Annotated in this window: 12 protein-coding genes; 4 read left to right on the forward strand and 8 right to left on the reverse strand. The window is 73.3% G+C overall.

The features are described 5' to 3' along the window. Nucleotides 1–19: 19 nt before the first annotated feature. Genes ACGF5T_RS20435 through ACGF5T_RS20460 form a run of 6 tightly spaced genes read right to left on the reverse strand, consistent with a single transcriptional unit; the run spans nt 20 to nt 7,235 of the window. Nucleotides 20–844 (reverse strand): CoA ester lyase, encoded by an 825-nt coding sequence (locus ACGF5T_RS20435; RefSeq protein WP_356608042.1) that lies wholly within the window; start codon nt 842–844, stop codon nt 20–22. Next, nucleotides 841–2,064 carry a CoA transferase gene (locus ACGF5T_RS20440; RefSeq protein ID WP_366766186.1) on the reverse strand — a complete coding sequence of 408 codons (1,224 nt, stop codon included), beginning with the start codon at nt 2,062–2,064 and terminating at the stop codon, nt 841–843. The genes ACGF5T_RS20435 and ACGF5T_RS20440 overlap by 4 nt, the downstream gene beginning before the upstream one ends. After that, nucleotides 2,061–3,419, reverse strand: a complete 1,359-nt coding sequence (locus ACGF5T_RS20445; RefSeq protein WP_366766187.1) for an ADP-ribosylglycohydrolase family protein — start codon at nt 3,417–3,419, stop codon at nt 2,061–2,063. The genes ACGF5T_RS20440 and ACGF5T_RS20445 overlap by 4 nt, the downstream gene beginning before the upstream one ends. After that, entirely contained in the window at nt 3,407–4,603 is a 1,197-nt protein-coding gene (locus ACGF5T_RS20450) for an ADP-ribosylglycohydrolase family protein (RefSeq protein ID WP_366766188.1), read from the reverse strand. Before ACGF5T_RS20450 ends, ACGF5T_RS20445 begins: the two co-directional genes overlap by 13 nt. Further along, nucleotides 4,600–6,033 carry an ADP-ribosylglycohydrolase family protein gene (locus ACGF5T_RS20455; RefSeq protein WP_392888677.1) on the reverse strand — a complete coding sequence of 478 codons (1,434 nt, stop codon included), beginning with the start codon at nt 6,031–6,033 and terminating at the stop codon, nt 4,600–4,602. The genes ACGF5T_RS20450 and ACGF5T_RS20455 overlap by 4 nt, the downstream gene beginning before the upstream one ends. Beyond that, a complete protein-coding gene (locus ACGF5T_RS20460) occupies nt 6,030–7,235 on the reverse strand; it encodes an ADP-ribosylglycohydrolase family protein (RefSeq protein WP_366766190.1) in 1,206 nt (401 codons plus the stop codon). Before ACGF5T_RS20460 ends, ACGF5T_RS20455 begins: the two co-directional genes overlap by 4 nt. Nucleotides 7,236–7,466: 231 nt before the next feature. Between ACGF5T_RS20460 and ACGF5T_RS20465 the strand changes: the two genes are divergently transcribed. From ACGF5T_RS20465 to ACGF5T_RS20475, 3 genes are all read left to right on the forward strand, one after another. Continuing rightward, on the forward strand, nt 7,467–8,198 hold the full coding sequence (locus ACGF5T_RS20465) for a VIT1/CCC1 transporter family protein (RefSeq protein WP_356608030.1): 732 nt from the start codon (nt 7,467–7,469) through the stop codon (nt 8,196–8,198). Between the two features lie 427 nt (nt 8,199–8,625). Then, nucleotides 8,626–13,170: a glutamate synthase large subunit gene (gltB, locus tag ACGF5T_RS20470; RefSeq protein ID WP_356608166.1), complete on the forward strand. Its 4,545-nt coding sequence runs from the start codon at nt 8,626–8,628 to the stop codon at nt 13,168–13,170. Then, nucleotides 13,163–14,626: a glutamate synthase subunit beta gene (locus ACGF5T_RS20475; RefSeq protein WP_366766191.1), complete on the forward strand. Its 1,464-nt coding sequence runs from the start codon at nt 13,163–13,165 to the stop codon at nt 14,624–14,626. Before gltB ends, ACGF5T_RS20475 begins: the two co-directional genes overlap by 8 nt. Nucleotides 14,627–14,739: 113 nt before the next feature. On the opposite strand, the gene ACGF5T_RS20480 is transcribed toward ACGF5T_RS20475, so the two are convergent. Together ACGF5T_RS20480 and ACGF5T_RS20485 are read right to left on the reverse strand one after the other, a co-directional pair. After that, the gene (locus ACGF5T_RS20480) at nt 14,740–15,642 is read right to left on the reverse strand and encodes a chitosanase (RefSeq protein ID WP_366766192.1); all 903 of its coding nucleotides are present in this window, start codon (nt 15,640–15,642) and stop codon (nt 14,740–14,742) included. Then, entirely contained in the window at nt 15,639–16,568 is a 930-nt protein-coding gene (locus ACGF5T_RS20485; RefSeq protein WP_366766193.1) for a rhomboid family intramembrane serine protease, read from the reverse strand. The genes ACGF5T_RS20480 and ACGF5T_RS20485 overlap by 4 nt, the downstream gene beginning before the upstream one ends. A 151-nt stretch (nt 16,569–16,719) precedes the next feature. Between ACGF5T_RS20485 and ACGF5T_RS20490 the strand changes: the two genes are divergently transcribed. Continuing rightward, nucleotides 16,720–17,445 carry a VWA domain-containing protein gene (locus ACGF5T_RS20490; protein ID WP_356608022.1) on the forward strand — a complete coding sequence of 242 codons (726 nt, stop codon included), beginning with the start codon at nt 16,720–16,722 and terminating at the stop codon, nt 17,443–17,445. The last annotated feature ends 15 nt before the right edge of the window (nt 17,446–17,460 follow it).

Consider the following 17,460-nt stretch of genomic DNA (forward strand, 5'->3'; position numbering starts at 1 on the left):
CGGGCGCCCTCGGCGTGTGTCAGGACAGGACCGGGCGCCGGGCCAGCGACAACGTGCGCTGGGCCGTCGCCACCACGGCCGCGTCGACGAACCGGCCGTCCGGCAGCGCCAGCGCGCCCGGCTGCGCGGTGGCCGCCTTCACGATCGTCTCGGCCTCCTCCAGCTCCCGGTCGGTGGGCAGGTACGCCCGCTCGATGATCGGCAGCTGACGGGGGTGGATCGCGGCCCGGCCGAGGAAACCCAGGGCGCGGCCGTGGGCGCAGGACGCCGCCAGGCCCTCCAGGTCCCGGGTGTCGGGATGCACGGTCTGCGACGGCGGCGCCAGCCCCGCCGCGCGCGCGGCCACGACGACCCGGGCGCGCGACCAGTCCAGCCCGGTGTCGCCGCGCACGCCGAGGTCGGCGCGCAGGTCCGCCTCGCCCAGGGCGATGCCGCGCAGCGCCGGGTGGGCGGCGGCGATCGGGTAGGCCCGTTCCACACCGAGGGCCGTCTCCAGGAGGGCGTACAGGGGCGGCCCGCCGGTGGCCGCGGCGACGGCGGTGATCTGCTCGGGCGACGTCACCTTCGGCAGCCGCAGCCCGGACAGCCCCGGCAACTGGGCGAGCGCCGCGAGGTCCGCCGCGGCGAGCGGTCCGTCCAGGGCGTTGACGCGGACGTGGACGGGCACCGGCTGCGGCTCGCCGAGCAGCTCGGCGGTGGCCTCGCGGGCGTAGCGCTTGCGGTCGGGGGCGACCGCGTCCTCCAGGTCGACCACGACCACGTCGGCACCGGCGGCCAGCGCCTTGGCGACCACGCGCGGGCGGTCCCCGGGGGCGTACAGCCAGGTCAGCGGGGGTGCCGTCATACGATGCCCTCCTCACGCAGCTCTTTCACATCGGCCAGGGACAGTCCCAGCTCGGTCAGCACCTCCTCGGTGTCGGCACCGTGCGGGCGGCCCGCCCAGCGGATCGCCCCGGGGGTGGCGGACAGGCGGAAGAGGACGTTCTGCATGCGCAGCGGGCCCAGCTCCGGATCGTGCACGGTGGTGACGGTGTCGAGGGCCTGGTACTGCGGGTCGGCCATCACGTCCCGCACGTCCTGGACCGGGGCGATGGCGGCCTCGGCCTTCTCGAAGGCGGCGAGCACGTCGGCGCGCCCGTGCCGGGCGATCCAGTCGCCGACCGCCGCGTCCAGCACGTCGGTGTGCCGGGCGCGCTCGGCGCCGGACCCGAACCAGGGCTCGTCGATCAGCTCCGGGCGGCCCACCAGGCGCATCACGCGCTCGGCGACCGACTGGGCCGAGGTGGAGACGGCGACCCAGGAGCCGTCGGCGGTGCGGTAGGTGTTGCGCGGGGCGTTGTTCTGGGAGCGGTTGCCGGTGCGGGGCTGGACGTGGCCGAGCTGGTCGTACCAGGTGGGCTGCGGGCCCAGCACGGTCAGGATGGGCTCGATGATCGCCATGTCGACGACCTGGCCCTCGCCGGTCCGCTCGCGTGCGGCGAGCGCGGTCATCACGGCGTACGCCGTGGCCAGCGCGGCGATCGAGTCGGCCAGCCCGAACGGCGGCAGCGTCGGCGGCGCGTCCGGCTCGCCCGTCATCGCGGCGAACCCGCTCATGGCCTCCGCGAGCGTGCCGAAGCCGGGCCGGCGCGCGTAGGGGCCGAACTGGCCGAAGCCGGTGACCCGGGTCAGGACCAGCCGCGGGTTGACCGCGGACAGCTCCTCCCAGCCCAGGTCCCACTTCTCCAGGGTGCCCGGGCGGAAGTTCTCGATGACGACGTCCGCGGTCGCGGCGAGCCGGAGCAGGGTGGTGCGGCCGGCGGGCTTCGACAGGTCCAGGGTCATGGTGCGCTTGTTGCGGCCCAGCACCTTCCACCACAGGCCGATGCCGTCCTTGGACGGGCCGTGGCCCCGGGAGGGGTCGGGCCGGTCGGGGTGTTCGACCTTGACGACCTCGGCCCCGAAGTCGCCGAGCATGGTGGCGGCCAGCGGGCCCGCGAAGAGGGTGGCGAGGTCGAGGACGCGCAAGCCGGTCAGCGGGGCGTGGACGAGGGCGGGGGCGGCGGCGGGCGGGGACACGGTCATGGGCGGGTGGCCTCCCTGTGGGTGAGGTGGGCGAGGGCGTCGAAGCCGGTGCCGTCGAAGTCGCCGACCGAGGTGGCCAGGCGGTTCTTCAGCGGGGCCGTCCAGTGCTCGGGCAGGGCGGCGGGGGCACCGGCGAGGAGTCCGGCGACACTGCCGGCGGTGGCGCCGTTGGAGTCGGTGTCCCAGCCGCCCGACACGGCACGGGAGACCGCACCGGTGAAGTCGCCGTCCGCGTGGGTGAGGGCGGCGGCGAGCAGGGCGGTGTTGGGGACGGCGTGGACCCAGTGGTAGACGGGGGAGTGCCGGGCGTGGAGTGCGTCCACCACCGTGTCGAAGTCGGCGTGGCTCTCGGCGAGGCGGACGGCGTGGCGGACGGCGCCGGCGAGGCGGGAGCCCGGCGGGATGACCGTGAGGCCGGCGCGGAGACAGGCGTGGACGTCGTGGGTGCCGGTGGCGGCGGTGGCGATGACGGCCGCCGCGAACATCGCCGCGTAGACGCCGTTGGCGGTGTGGGTGAGGGTCGCGTCGCGGTGTGCCTGCTCGGCGGCGGCGCCCGGGTCGCCGGGGTTGGTCCAGCCGTGCACGTCGGCGCGGATCAGGGCGCCGATCCACTCGCGGAAGGGGTTGCGGTGGCGGGCCGTGTGCGGGGGCTCCAGGCCGTCGAGGAGGTTGCGGTAGGCGACGCGTTCGGCGGTGAAGGTGCGGCCGGCGGGGAGTTCGTCGAGCCAGAGGCGGGCCGTGTCGGCGGTGGTGAAGCCCCTGCCGTGGCGTCGCAGGAGCAGCAGGTTGAGGAGCGGGTAGTTGAGGTCGTCGTCCTCGGGCATGCCGTCGATGTTCTCGACGAGCGAGGTGGTCGCGGAGCGGCGGTTCCACGGGTGGGCGGCGGTGAGGTCCGCGGGGAGGCCGCGGGCGGTGAAGTAGCCGGTCGGGGGCCAGTTCCCGGCGGCGCGGCCCAGGAGGCGGATGCCTGTCAGGGGGAGCTTCTCGACGGGTTTGCCGAGGAGGCAGCCGGCCGCCCGGCCGAGCCAGGCGGCTTCCAGCCGGGCGGGGGACACGGCCGAGGGGCGGGGCGTGGGCCAGTCGGGGCACAGGTCCCGGATGCGCTCCAGGTCCGTCGGCTCCGTGTCCGCCGACGGGCTCGACAGGTGGGCCAGGTCGTCCAGCAACTCCTCCGCGAGCAGCCGGAGGCGGCGGGACGCCGGACGCTCGGACGCGCCGGCCCGGGCGGGTGCCTCGTGGCCGCCCGCCGCCCGCCAGCGGGCGGCGACCGCGGAGGCGTCGCGGCCGTCCTGCGCCGCCTGGCGCAGCTCGTGGCCGACCAGGTCCTCGGACTGGACCCAGGTCAGTCGGAGCATCCCGCGCCCCCGATCGCGGTGAACGCCCGCTCGTGGGCGCGGCGTCGGGCCACGTCCCGCTCGAAGACCTCCCGGGCCACCGCGGTGAGCGTCGCCGCCGGCTGCCACAGGTCCAGACGGCTCGCCTCCGCGACGGCCTTCGCCCAGTCCTCGGGGACCGGTGCGCCCAGCGCCCCGGCCAACGCGCCCGCCATCGTGGCGATGGAGTCGCAGTCCCGGCCGTAGTTGACGGCACCGAGGACCGCGTGCCGGTAGTCGCCGCCCGCGACGACCAGCATGCCGAGCGCCACCGGCAGCTCCTCGATCGCGTGCAGGCGGGACGGGCGCCGCGCGGCCAGCGAGGGCGCCCGGTAGTCGGGGCCCACCGTGTCGTAGGGGGCGACCGCCTCCCGCAGCGGCCCGAGCGCCGACTCGAAGTCCGTGTACCGGGCGGCCACCTCGCAGACCGCCTCGATCGCCGTCCGGGTGCCGTCCTTCGCCAGGGACAGACAGGCCGCCACCACCGAGTCCGGCGTCGCCCCGGGCGTGCAGGCCGCCGCCACCGCCGCCGCGAGGACACCGGCCGCCTCACGGCCGTACGACGACTGGTGCGCGCCCGCCACGTCCAGCGCCTCGGCGTAGGCGCCGGCCGGGTGGGCGGCGTTGACCAGGCCGACCGGGGCGATGTACATGGCGGCACCACAGTTGACGATGTTGCCGGTGCCGGCCTCGCGCGGGTCCACGTGGCCGTAGTGGATCCTGGCCGCCAGCCACTTCTCCGCCAGGAAGACCCGCTGGAGCGGGAGTGCCTCCGCCTCCAGTTCCGGGATCCAGCGCGGGCGCGTCATCAGGTCCGGGACCAGGTGCTCGGCGACCGCGTAGGCGTCCAGGTGGTCGCGGACCGTGTCGTACACCCGTACCAGGGCGTGGGTCATCAAGGTGTCGTCGGTGACGTGGCCGTCGCCCTTGTGGTAGGGGGCGATGGGGCGGGCGGTGCGCCAGGCGTCGCCGTTCCACGGGCCGACGATGCCGTGGACGCGGCCGCCGTGACGTTCGAGGATCTGCTCGGGGGAGTAGCCCTCGACCGGGCCGCCGAGCGCGTCGCCGACGGCCGCGCCGACCAGGGCGCCGGTGACGCGCTCCTCCAGGGTCGCCGCCGTGGCGCCGTCCGCCGTACCGGGTGTCGTGGGGCCGGGTGTTCTCATGCCGTGTCTCGTCCTTCCGGTCGGGGCGGTTGCGTCGCGTGCAGGAGTCCGGCGAGTTCGACCAGGTCGGTGCCGGTGAGGCGGGGCAGCACGCAGCCGGGGAGGGTGCGGCAGGTGTCGCGCCAGGACGCGGGGATCGCCGTGCCGCCGTCCAGCGCGCCGGTGAGGGCGCCGGCCAGCGCCGGGGCGGAGTCCGCGACCCGGGACAGGCAGGCGGCCGCCGGTACGGCCTCCGCGAGGCGGCCGCGGGCGGCGGTGGCCAGGGCGAGGGCGACCGGGACGGTCTCGGCGGCGGCGATGCCGTAGCTGTAGACGTGGTCGACGATCTGGTGCTCCAGCAGCGGCACGAGGGCGAAGGTGCTCTCGGCGTCCGCCGCCAGCGCCAGTGCCTGGCGGGCGTTGCGGCCGATCTCCGTCTCCACGGGGAGTTCGGCCAGCGCGGCCGTGACGCAGGTGCGTACGTCGGCGCCGTCGAGGGCGCACGCCAGGGCCGCCGCCATGGCCCGGGCGCCGTGCACGCCGTCGCCGTCCTGGGTGTAGCGGGCGTCGAACTCGGCCAGGTCGGCAGCCGCGCGGGGGGCGCCGGGGTGGGCGACGGCGAGGACGCAGGCGCGGACGCAGGCGGCGTCGTCGAAGTAGTGCGGGTTGTCGTGGCCGGTGGCGGGCGGGCGCAGGCCGGTGGCGAGGTTGCCGAGGCCCGCCCGTACCGAGATGCGGGCCCGCAGCGGCAGCACCGCCGACTCGGCCTCCGGGGCGCGTTCCGTGGCCGCCGCCACCTCGCTGGCCACGGCGTTCCAGGTCAGGTCGATCGCCGCCCGCATCCGGCGTTCCCGGCTCAGGTCCCCGAGCGCGGTGTCGTCCCCGGCCCGCAGCACCGCCTCCGCCGCGAACGCCGCCCACTCGGCGTCGTCGGACGGGCCGAGGCGCAGCGGTTCCGGGGGCTGGTTCAGGGCGATGGGGACGGGGAGGGTGGTGGTCGCGTTCTGCTCCGCGAAGGTGTCCAGTTCGCGGGTGAGGCGACGGGTCCACTCGGGCATCCGGGCGGCCCGGTGCCGGGCGGCGGGCCAGCCGGCGGCGTCTCCCGCGGCGAGGCCCAGGAGGAGGCCCTCGATACGGTCGCGTCGCGTCGCGGGCCGGGGCGGGGTGGTGGTCCCGGGCTCCGGGCGGTGCCCGACGCTGTGGGGGGCGGGCGCCGGTTCGGTGGGGCGGTCGGCGGGGGTGGGAGTGCGGGTGATGCGGGTGCGGGTGGCGGTGGGAGTGGGGGTGCCGGTGCCGGTGCCGGTGCCGGTGGGAGTGGGGGTGCCGGTGCCGGTGGGTTCGGCCGCGGGGCGCTGTCCGCTTCCGGGGGGCGCGGGCTCCTCCGGACCACCGGGCAGGACGACGTAGGCGGTGGTGGCGCTCTCCTCACCGGCCGAGCGCGACCTGGTCACGGCCACACCCCCACGACCGCGTCGTCGACGGTCGGCGTCGGGGACGGACCGACCACCGGTGTCGGGGCACATCTGCTGGTCGGCGTCGGCGTCGGTGTCGACGTCGGTGCCGTGTCGTCGGTGGTTCTCGGGCGGGGCCCGTCGCCCGGGCTAGGGGCGCCGCCCACCCGAGCGTCCTCGCCGCGGGTGACGCCCTCGGGCTCCTCCGCGGCCCGCGTCAGCAGGTCCGCCACGTCCAGCACATGGTGTCCGGCCATCGCCGGCAGACAGCTTCCGCGGGCCGGGCCGATGGCCGACGCCCACTCGGCCGGAATGGCGGCGCAGCCCCGCGTCGCACCGGCCAGGGCGCCTGCCACCGCCGCCGTCGTGTCCGCGTCGCGGCCCATGTTGACGGCCGTCAGCACGGCGTCCGTGAAGTCCCCGTCGGCCGCCGCGTACGCGCCGAAGGCGAGCGCGACCGCCTCGGGGGCCAGGTCGGTCCAGGGGTAGCCGCCGATGACCACCGCCGAGCGGACGGCGCGTTCGCCGCGGTGGGCCGCCGTCATGGCGCGGCGCAGACACCGGGCCGTCCAGGAGTCGTCCGGCACGACGGCCAGCGCGGAGGCCACGACCGCGACGGGCGGCGCTCCCGCCATCGCCGCGGCGACCCCGGCCGCCACCGCCTGGCCGCCGTAGATGCCCTCGCCGTCGTGGCTGACCGAACCGTCGATCGCCACCAGCCGGGCCGCCTCGGCGGGACGGCCCGCCGCGAAGACGCCGTAGGGCGCGGCCCGCATGGCCAGCCCGTCGCTCCAGGCGTGCCGGTGCTGGGCGGAGATGGGCGCGGCCAGCCCCCGGCGCAGGTTCTCCAGGGTGCCGCGTTCGCTGAAACCGGCGCCCCGGAACGGGCCCTCCTCCCGGTCCGCGATCCACTCGTGCCAGGCCGTCTCGACATGGGCCGGGGTGAGCGCGGAGCCGTACCGGGCCAGCAGCAGTCCCGAGAAGATCGCGTACTCGGTGTCGTCGGTGCCGGCCGGCACCGTGGCCACGTACCCCGTGATGCGGCCCCAGCGGGCGCGGATCTCGGAGGGCTTCATGTTCTCGGCCGGCGCCCCGAGGGCGTCCCCGACGGCCAGCCCGAGCAGCGCGCCCCGAGCCCGGTCACGGAGTCCGACGGCGTCCCCGGGCACGAGGGCCGGGGGAATGCGGGCGGTGGATGCCACGGCCTCTCCTCTCCCTTTGCGGATGTGTCCCCGGTGCGGTGCGCCCCGCAGCCTCGCGGGCCCCAGCGTCACCCGGACGACATCTGTGCACTCAAGATCACGGATGAGCGGGAAAGGGTAAAACCGCAGGTAAGTGCAGCCTTTCCTTGCTGGCGAGGCGGAAATGATCGGCGTAGCTTGGGTGTTGTTAAAAAGTAGAACCGATCCAAACTAGCCTTCCGGGGGGCCCGTATGGCAATCATCGAAACCGAGGCGCCGCTGCACGAGGCGCACCGCGACAACCACACCCACCGCGACGTGAACGGCGGCTGGCTGCGCCCCGCCGTCTTCGGCGCGATGGACGGCCTGGTCTCCAACCTCGCCCTGATGACCGGCGTAGCGGGCGGCGCCGTCGGCCAGCAGACCGTCGTGCTGAGCGGCCTGGCCGGTCTGGCCGCCGGCGCCTTCTCCATGGCCGCCGGCGAGTACACCTCCGTCGCCTCGCAGCGCGAGCTGGTCGAGGCCGAGCTGGACGTGGAGCGCCGCGAGCTGAAGAAGCACCCGGCGGACGAGGAGGCCGAGCTGGCCGCGCTCTACGAGGCCCGCGGCGTGGAGCCGCGGCTCGCCCGCGAGGTGGCCCGGCAGCTGTCCCGCGACCCCGAGCAGGCGCTGGAGATACACGCCCGCGAGGAACTGGGCATCGACCCCGGCGATCTGCCCTCGCCGCTGGTCGCGGCCGTGTCCTCGTTCGGCTCCTTCGCGCTGGGCGCCCTGCTCCCCGTGCTGCCCTTCCTGCTCGGCGCCACCGCGCTGTGGCCGGCGGTCGTGCTCGCGCTGGTCGGACTGTTCCTGTGCGGTGCGGTGGTCGCCAAGGTGACGGCGCGCAGCTGGTGGTACAGCGGGCTGCGGCAGCTCGCGCTCGGCGGCGCGGCGGCCGGTGTGACGTACGCCCTGGGCAGTTTCTTCGGAACGGCCGTAGGATAGCCCGGCTTGAACCTATGCAGGAGCCCGCATAAATAACCGTTACTCGCTGGTTTCGAGCGCGTGATCCCCGGGCATGAGCCGTAAGCGCTGTGAGCAATGAGGCCTGCCGCGCACCCGCGAAGCGAGCGACGGAGCTCTCCTCACCCCCTCGGACCGACGGACATCGATCTGTCCGCCCCGGTCCCCCTGGATCACACCGCCGGTCGCGGTACCCCCGCCGCCACCCCCGCTGTCCGCATGTTGGAACGGATTATCCCGCTTCCCGAGAATCACTCCATCATGTAACCTGCACGAAATTTTGATCTCACGCAGAGGGCCAACGTCGTCCCTCGGCACTTGCACATGCCAGATGACGACGACGGGAGAGCCGATGCGTACGCCGCGCCAGCCGTCCCAGCACTCCGCGAATGGCCAGAACTGGTCCTTCATGGATGCTCGCCCTGCTGCGCAGGGTATGTACGACCCCCGCAACGAGCACGACGCCTGCGGCGTCGGTTTCGTCGCCACTCTCACCGGCGAGGCTTCGCACACCCTGGTCGACCAGGCGCTCACCGTGCTGCGCAACCTGGAGCACCGCGGTGCCACCGGCTCCGAGCCCGACTCGGGCGACGGCGCGGGCATCCTCTCCCAGGTGCCGGACGCCTTCTTCCGCGAGGTGGCCGAATTCGAGCTGCCCGAGGCCGGGGCGTACGCCGTCGGTATCGCCTTCCTGCCGGGGGACGGCACCGAGGACGCCGTCTCGACGATCGAGACGATCGCGGCCGAGGAGGGCCTCACCGTCCTCGGCTGGCGCGAGGTCCCGGTCGCCCCGCAGATGCTGGGCGCCACCGCGCGTTCGACCATGCCGGTCTTCCGCCAGATCTTCGTGGCGGACGGCGCCTCCCAGGGCATCGCCCTCGACCGCCGCGCCTTCGCGCTGCGCAAGCGCGCCGAGCGCGAGGTCGGCGTCTACTTCCCGTCGCTGTCCGCGCGGACCATCGTCTACAAGGGCATGCTGACCACCGGCCAGCTGGAGCCGTTCTTCCCGGACCTGTCCGACCGCCGCTTCGCCTCCGCGATCGCGCTCGTGCACTCCCGCTTCTCCACCAACACCTTCCCGAGCTGGCCGCTCGCCCACCCGTACCGCTTCGTCGCGCACAACGGCGAGATCAACACGGTCAAGGGCAACCGCAACTGGATGCGCGCCCGTGAGTCCCAGCTCGCCTCGGACCTGTTCGGCTCGTCCTCGGACCTGGAGCGGATCTTCCCGGTCTGTACGCCGGACGCCTCCGACTCCGCCTCCTTCGACGAGGTGCTGGAGCTGCTGCACCTCGGCGGGCGTTCGCTGCCGCACTCGGTGCTGATGATGATCCCGGAGGCGTGGGAGAACCACGACTCCATGGACCCGGCCCGGCGCGCCTTCTACCAGTTCCACTCCACGATGATGGAGCCCTGGGACGGCCCCGCCTGCGTCACCTTCACCGACGGCACCCAGGTCGGCGCCGTGCTCGACCGCAACGGTCTGCGCCCCGGCCGCTACTGGGTGACCGACGAGGGCCTCGTCGTCCTCGGCTCCGAGGTCGGCGTCCTGGACATCGACCCGGCCAAGGTCGTCCGCAAGGGCCGCCTGCAGCCCGGCCGCATGTTCCTCGTGGACACCGCCGAGCACCGCATCATCGAGGACGACGAGATCAAGGCCCAGCTCGCGGCGGAGAAGCCGTACGCCGAGTGGATCGAGGCCGGCGAGATCGAGCTGTCCGACCTGCCCGAGCGCGAGCACATCGTGCACACCCACGCCTCGGTCACCCGCCGCCAGCAGACCTTCGGGTACACCGAGGAGGAGCTGCGCGTCATCCTCGCGCCGATGGCCAAGGCCGGCGCCGAGCCGATCGGCTCCATGGGCACCGACTCGCCGATCGCGGCGCTGTCCGACCGCCCGCGGCTGCTCTTCGACTACTTCACCCAGCTCTTCGCCCAGGTCACCAACCCGCCGCTGGACGCGATCCGCGAGGAACTGGTCACCTCCCTGCGCTCCTCGCTCGGCCCGCAGGGCAACCTGCTGGAGCCGACGGCCGCCTCCTGCCGCAGCGTCCTGCTGCCCTTCCCGGTCATCGACAACGACGAGCTGGCCAAGCTCATCCACATCAACGCCGACGGCGACATGCCCGGCTTCAAGGCCGCGACCCTCTCCGGTCTCTACCGGGTGCACGGCGGCGGCGACGCCCTCGCCGCGCGCATAGAGGAGATCTGCGCCGAGACCGACGCCGCCATCGAGAACGGCGCCCGGCTGATCGTCCTGTCCGACCGCCACTCGGACGCCGAGCACGCCCCGATCCCGTCGCTGCTGCTCACCTCGGCCGTCCACCACCACCTCATCCGCACCAAGCAGCGCACCGAGGTGGGCCTGCTGATCGAGGCCGGCGACGTCCGCGAGGTCCACCACGTCGCCCTGCTCATCGGCTACGGCGCCGCGGCCGTCAACCCGTACCTGGCCATGGAGTCCGTCGAGGACCTGGTCCGCGCGGGCACCTTCCTCCAGGCGACCGACGGCGAGCCCGAGCAGGCCATCCGGAACCTGATCTACGCCCTCGGCAAGGGCGTCCTCAAGGTCATGTCCAAGATGGGCATCTCCACCGTCGCCTCCTACCGCGGCGCCCAGGTCTTCGAGGCCGTCGGCCTCGACGAGGAGTTCGTCGCCACGTACTTCAACGGCACCGCCACCAAGATCGGCGGCGTCGGCATCGACGTCATCGCCAAGGAGGTCGCCGCCCGCCACGCCAAGGCCTACCCGGCCAGCGGCATCGCGCCGGCGCACCGGGCCCTGGACATCGGTGGCGAGTACCAGTGGCGCCGCGAGGGCGAACCGCACCTGTTCGACCCGGAGACCGTCTTCCGCCTCCAGCACTCCACGCGCTCCGGCACGTACGACATCTTCAAGAAGTACACCGAGCGTGTGAACGAGCAGTCCGAGCGCCTGATGACGCTGCGCGGCCTGTTCGGCTTCAAGAGCGACCGGCAGCCGATCCCCCTCGACGAGGTCGAGCCCGTCTCCGAGATCGTCAAGCGCTTCTCCACCGGCGCCATGTCGTACGGCTCCATCTCCCAGGAGGCGCACGAGACCCTCGCCATCGCCATGAACCAGCTGGGCGGCAAGTCCAACACCGGTGAGGGCGGCGAGGACCCGGAGCGCCTGTACGACCCGGCGCGGCGCTCGTCCATCAAGCAGGTCGCCTCCGGCCGCTTCGGCGTCACCTCCGAGTACCTGGTCAACGCGGACGACATCCAGATCAAGATGGCCCAGGGCGCCAAGCCCGGCGAGGGCGGTCAGCTGCCCGGCCACAAGGTCTACCCCTGGGTCGCCAAGACCCGGCACTCCACCCCCGGTGTCGGCCTGATCTCCCCGCCCCCGCACCACGACATCTACTCCATCGAGGACCTGGCCCAGCTGATCCACGACCTCAAGAACGCCAACCCGCAGGCCCGCATCCACGTGAAGCTGGTCTCCGAGGTCGGCGTGGGCACGGTCGCGGCGGGCGTCTCCAAGGCCCACGCGGACGTCGTCCTCATCTCCGGCCACGACGGCGGCACGGGCGCCTCGCCGCTCACCTCGCTCAAGCACGCCGGCGGCCCCTGGGAGCTGGGCCTCGCCGAGACCCAGCAGACCCTGCTGCTCAACGGCCTGCGCGACCGCATCGTCGTCCAGACCGACGGCCAGCTCAAGACCGGCCGGGACGTCGTCATCGCCGCGCTGCTCGGCGCCGAGGAGTTCGGCTTCGCGACCGCGCCGCTCGTCGTCTCCGGCTGCGTCATGATGCGCGTCTGCCACCTGGACACCTGCCCGGTCGGCATCGCCACCCAGAACCCGGTGCTGCGTGAGCGCTTCTCCGGCAAGGCCGAGTACATCGTCAACTTCTTCCGCTTCATCGCCGAAGAGGTCCGCGAGATCCTCGCCGAGCTGGGCTACCGCTCCATCGAGGAGGCCGTCGGCCACGCCGAGACCCTCGACGTCACCCGCGCCGTCGACCACTGGAAGGCCCAGGGCCTCGACCTGGAGCCGCTCTTCCACGTCCCCGCGCTGCCCGAGGGCGCCGTGCGCCACCAGGCCGTCGTCCAGGACCACGGCCTGGAGAAGGCGCTCGACAACCAGCTGATCAAGCTCGCCTCCGACGCGCTGGCGGCCTCCAGCGCCACCGACGCCGCGCCGGTGCGCGCCCAGGTCCCGATCCGCAACATCAACCGCACGGTCGGCACCATGCTCGGCCACGAGGTGACGAAGAAGTTCGGCGGCGCGGGCCTGCCCGACGACACCGTCGACATCACCTTCACCGGCTCCGCCGGCCAGTCCTTCGGCGCCTTCGTCCCGCGCGGCGTCACGCTGCGCCTGGAGGGCGACGCCAACGACTACGTCGGCAAGGGCCTCTCCGGCGGCCGGATCGTCGTCCGCCCGGACCGGGGCGCCGACCACCTCGCCGAGTACTCCACCATCGCCGGCAACACCATCGGCTACGGCGCCACCGGCGGCGAGATGTTCCTGCGCGGCAAGGTCGGCGAGCGCTTCTGCGTCCGCAACTCCGGCGCGCTGGTCGTCTCCGAGGGCGTCGGCGACCACGGCTGCGAGTACATGACCGGCGGCCACGCCGTCGTCCTCGGCGAGACCGGGCGCAACTTCGCGGCCGGCATGTCCGGGGGCGTCGCGTACGTCATCGACCTCGACCGGGACAACGTCAACGTCGGCAACGTGGGCGCGATCGAGGCGCTCGACGACGCCGACAAGCAGTGGCTGCACGACGTCGTGCGCCGGCACCAGGAGGAGACGGGCTCCACCGTCGCCGAGAAGCTGCTCGCCGACTGGACAACCGCCGTCGAGCGCTTCGGCAAGATCATCCCCAGCACGTACAAGGCAGTGCTCGCCGCCAAGGACGCCGCCGAGCGAGCCGGTCTCTCCGAGACCGAGATCACCGAGAAGATGATGGAGGCGGCGACCAATGGCTGATCCCAAGGGCTTTCTCAACCACGGGCGCGAGGTCGCCAGGACCCGTCCCGTCCCGGAGCGCGTCAAGGACTGGAACGAGGTCTACGTCCCCGGCTCCCTGCTGCCGATCATCAGCAAGCAGGCCAGCCGCTGCATGGACTGCGGCATCCCGTTCTGCCACAACGGCTGCCCGCTCGGGAACCTGATCCCCGAGTGGAACGACTACGCCTACCGCGAGGACTGGTCGGCCGCGCAGGAGCGCCTGCACGCCACCAACAACTTCCCGGAGTTCACCGGCCGCCTGTGCCCGGCGCCGTGCGAGTCGGCGTGCGTGCTCGGCATCAACCAGCCGGCGGTCACCATCAAGAACGTCGAGGTCTCGATCATCGACAAGGCGTGGGAGACCGGGGACGTGGCCCCGCAGATCCCCGAGCGCCTGTCCGGCAAGACCGTCGCCGTCATCGGCTCCGGCCCGGCCGGCCTCGCCGCCGCCCAGCAGCTCACCCGGGCCGGCCACACGGTCGCCGTCTACGAGCGCGCGGACCGCATCGGCGGCCTGCTGCGCTACGGCATCCCCGAGTTCAAGATGGAGAAGCGGCACATCAACCGCCGCATCGAGCAGATGCGCGCGGAGGGCACCCGCTTCCGCACCGGCGTCGAGATCGGCCGCGATCTCAAGGCCGGCGACCTGAAGAAGCGCTACGACGCCGTCGTCATCGCCGCCGGCGCCACCACCGCCCGCGACCTGCCGGTCCCCGGCCGCGAGCTCCAGGGCATCCACCAGGCGATGGAGTACCTGCCCCTGGCCAACAAGGTGCAGGAGGGCGACTACGTGGCGCCTCCGATCACGGCCGAGGGCAAGCACGTCGTCGTCATCGGCGGCGGCGACACCGGCGCCGACTGCGTGGGCACCGCCCACCGCCAGGGCGCGGCCTCCGTCACCCAGCTGGAGATCATGCCCCGGCCGGGCGAGGAGCGGGACGCGGTGCGCCAGCCGTGGCCGACCTTCCCGATGCTCTACAAGGTCACCTCCGCCCACGAGGAGGGCGGCGAGCGGGTCTACGCCGTCTCCACCACCCACTTCGAGGGCGACGAGGACGGCAACGTCCAGTGGCTGCACATGAGCGAGGTCGAGTTCATCGACGGCAAGCTCACCCCGAAGCCGGGCACCGAGCGCAAGATCCCGGCCCAGCTGGTCACCCTCGCCATGGGCTTCACCGGCACCGACCGGGAGAACGGGCTGGTGGACCAGTTCGGCCTGGAACTCGACGAACGCGGTAACATCGCCCGGGACGCCGACTTCCAGACCAACGTGCCGGGTGTGTTCGTCGCCGGTGACGCCGGCCGCGGCCAGTCGCTCATCGTCTGGGCGATCGCGGAGGGCCGCTCGGCCGCCCGCGGCGCCGACAGCTTCCTGACCGGAGCCAGCGAACTGCCGGCCCCGATCCGCCCGACCGACCGCGCTCTCGCGGTCTGACGGACGGAACAACCGAAGAACGTCCCGCACAAAGGCGTGCGGAACACTGATGGCGCCTGCCCTGTCCCCGACCGGACAAAGGGGCAGGCGCCGTCGCATGCTCCGGGCCCCGCCTACGGCAGCCGGTACGTGTCCCCGTACATCTCCCACACCAGCGGCGTGTCCAGCCCCAGGTTCCCCGCCGCCAGGAACCGGCGCTGCGCCGTGTCGACGCGCGAGGTGTCGATCCCGGGTCGCTTGGCCCGCATGGCCTGCGCGCGGACGTCCAGGAACGCCTTCAGATAGGCCTTCTCCTCGCCCCCCTGGCCCGGCGTCTTCGCCTTCCGCAGAGTCTGCTCCCGCAGCCCGTAGAAGCCCTCCGCGTCCGTGTCGGGCCCGTGGAAGACCATCGCGTCGAAGTAGACGAACTGGCCGAGCGTGCCGAGCCCGTCCAGCTTGGCCAGGCGCACCGCCGGCTCGAAGTACACGCGGTCCCGCTCCCGCTCCTGCGCCTCGCGGAACGCGGGAAGCTCCGCCTCCGCCCGCCAGGCGGCCGGGAAGCCGGGGTCCAGGCCCTCGTGGGAGTCGGTGCCGTCCACCTCGCGCAGAGCCGGCAGATAGGCCGCCAGACCGTTGCCCGGGTGGTCCTTCGTGTAGCGCTCCACCAGCATGAGCAGGTCGTGCGTGGCGGAGCAGAAGCCGATGATGCCCGCCGTGTAGCCGCACCCGTCGCCGAGGTCCTCGATGGTGCCGTAGGACGTGCGCCACTTCGTGGTCGAGTTCTCGGCGCTGGACACCAGTTGCTGCGCCAGCTCCTTCTTCGCGGGAGCCGCGAGCCCCGGCGGCAGACCGGCGATGAGCGCGTCGTCCGCCGCCCGCTCCTCCTCCGCCCGGCTCTTGGCGTCCTCGCGGGACGACTGGGTGCTGGACACGGGCGGCGTCACCGGGGCGTCCGCCGAGTCCGACGGCATGACGAAGTACACCCCCGTGGCGACCACGGGGACGGCCGCCAGGAGCAGCACACCGGCACGTTTCATAGGGGAATACCTCCGCCTGTCATCTCCGACACCTTGATCGCCGCCGTCACCGCCAGCAGCACCAGCAGCCCCGCGCACGCACCGGCCTGCACCGCCGTCCGCCGCCGTCCCGGGGGCGCGTACGCGTACGCGAAGGCCAGCGCGCCGCCCGCCAGGAGGCCGCCGAGGTGGCCCTGCCAGGAGGTGAACCCGGCGGACACCACCAGCCACAGCAGCAGGAAGGCCATGAAACGGTTGACCGCGCCCATGTCCGCACCCACCCGGCGGTGCAGGACGTAGTACGCCGCCGCCAAGCCGAAGACCGCGCCCGACGCGCCGACCGCGGACTGCCCGGGGTCGGCGGACACCAGCTGCAGGACGGAACCGCCGAGCGCCGACAGCAGGTACAGGACGGCGAACCGCGCCCGGCCCAGCATCGGCTCCACGACCCGCCCCAACTGCCACAGCACGACCATGTTCATCGTGAGGTGCAGGATCCCGAACACCCCCTCGAAGGGCGAGATGTGGAGGAAGGCGCTGGTGAGCATCCGCTCCCACTCGCCGGCCACGATCCCCTCGGTGCGGAAGTCCCCGAGGTACACGCCCTCGTAGACGTAGCGGCCGCCGTCCGGATCGACGAGCCGCGCACCGACCATGGAGAAGCGGTCCACCAGCTCCGGCCGCACCGCCTCCGCCAGGTACACGAGGACGTTCAGCGCGAACAGCACGTACGTCACCACGGGCGTCGTCGAGATCCGCCCGCCGACGATCGTCCGGGCCTGCCGGGCCGACCGCGCCCCCTCCCGCACGCACTCGGGGCACTGGTGGCCCACGGGCGCCTCGCGCATGCAGTCCGGGCAGATGTGACGCTCGCAGCGGGTGCACCGGACGTGGCACTCCACCGCGGGATGGCGGTAACAGGTGGTGACGGTGGACTCGGGATCCACGCCGGCTCCTCGGGACGAAACGGACGGTGAGCCGGTGGGGACGGCGGCGAACAAAATAGCGAACGCCGGTGGACGAGCTGAGAGGCGGGGTGCACCGTGCCGTAGCCTCGGCAGCCGAGTGCCGTACGCATCGGGTGACGGGGGAGTCCGCATGGCCGCGATCAGTCTCACCAAGGTCCAGGAGACGGCGCCCGCGCTGGTCGACCTGTACAAGACCGCCGGGGTGTCCCTGACCAAGCACGGGCTGGAGGGGGCCCGGGCCGCGGTCTACCTGGTCGTGGACTACTCCGGCTCCATGAAGCCGTACTACCGGGACGGCAGCGTGCAGGGCCTCGCCGACCGCGTGCTCGGGCTGTCCGCGCACCTCGACGACGACGGCACCGTGCCGGTGGTCTTCTTCTCCACGGACGTCGACGCCGTCTCCCGGATCGACCTCGCCGACCACCGCGGACGCATCGACCGGATCGTGGCCGGCCTCGGACACATGGGGAAGACCAGCTACCACCTGGCCATGGACGCCGTCATCGACCACTACCTCGACAGCGGCGCCCGCCACCCCGCCCTGGTCGTCTTCCAGACCGACGGCGGACCGATCAACAAGCTCGCCGCGGAACGGTACCTGTGCAAGGCGGCGCCGTTGCCGCTGTTCTGGCAGTTCGTCGGCTTCGGCGACCCGGACAGCCGCCAGTTCGACTACCTGCGCAGACTCGACGACCTGGCGGTGCCGGAGCGGCGGGTCGTCGACAACGCCGGGTTCTTCCACGCGGGCCGCGACCCGCGGAAGGTGACCGACGCCGAGCTGTACGACCGTCTGGTGGGCGAGTTCCCCGCCTGGCTCGCGGCCGCACGCGCGCAGGGCATCGTGCGGCCGGCCTGAGACGGCGTCAGCGGG

This window comes from Streptomyces sp. NPDC047853, from assembly GCF_043204535.1.
In the GTDB taxonomy this organism is placed as follows: domain Bacteria; phylum Actinomycetota; class Actinomycetes; order Streptomycetales; family Streptomycetaceae; genus Streptomyces.

Excerpts from the sequence above, each read along its gene's own strand:
- ACGF5T_RS20435 (WP_356608042.1), bottom strand. The coding sequence starts at position 844 with ATGACGGCACCCCCGCTGACCTGGCTGTACGCCCCCGGGGACCGCCCG.
- ACGF5T_RS20440 (WP_366766186.1), bottom strand. The coding sequence starts at position 2,064 with ATGACCGTGTCCCCGCCCGCCGCCGCCCCCGCCCTCGTCCACGCCCCG.
- ACGF5T_RS20445 (WP_366766187.1), bottom strand. The coding sequence starts at position 3,419 with ATGCTCCGACTGACCTGGGTCCAGTCCGAGGACCTGGTCGGCCACGAG.
- ACGF5T_RS20450 (WP_366766188.1), bottom strand. The coding sequence starts at position 4,603 with ATGAGAACACCCGGCCCCACGACACCCGGTACGGCGGACGGCGCCACG.
- ACGF5T_RS20465 (WP_356608030.1), top strand. The coding sequence starts at position 7,467 with ATGGCAATCATCGAAACCGAGGCGCCGCTGCACGAGGCGCACCGCGAC.
- gltB (WP_356608166.1), top strand. The coding sequence starts at position 8,626 with ATGGATGCTCGCCCTGCTGCGCAGGGTATGTACGACCCCCGCAACGAG.
- ACGF5T_RS20475 (WP_366766191.1), top strand. The coding sequence starts at position 13,163 with ATGGCTGATCCCAAGGGCTTTCTCAACCACGGGCGCGAGGTCGCCAGG.
- ACGF5T_RS20480 (WP_366766192.1), bottom strand. The coding sequence starts at position 15,642 with ATGAAACGTGCCGGTGTGCTGCTCCTGGCGGCCGTCCCCGTGGTCGCC.
- ACGF5T_RS20490 (WP_356608022.1), top strand. The coding sequence starts at position 16,720 with ATGGCCGCGATCAGTCTCACCAAGGTCCAGGAGACGGCGCCCGCGCTG.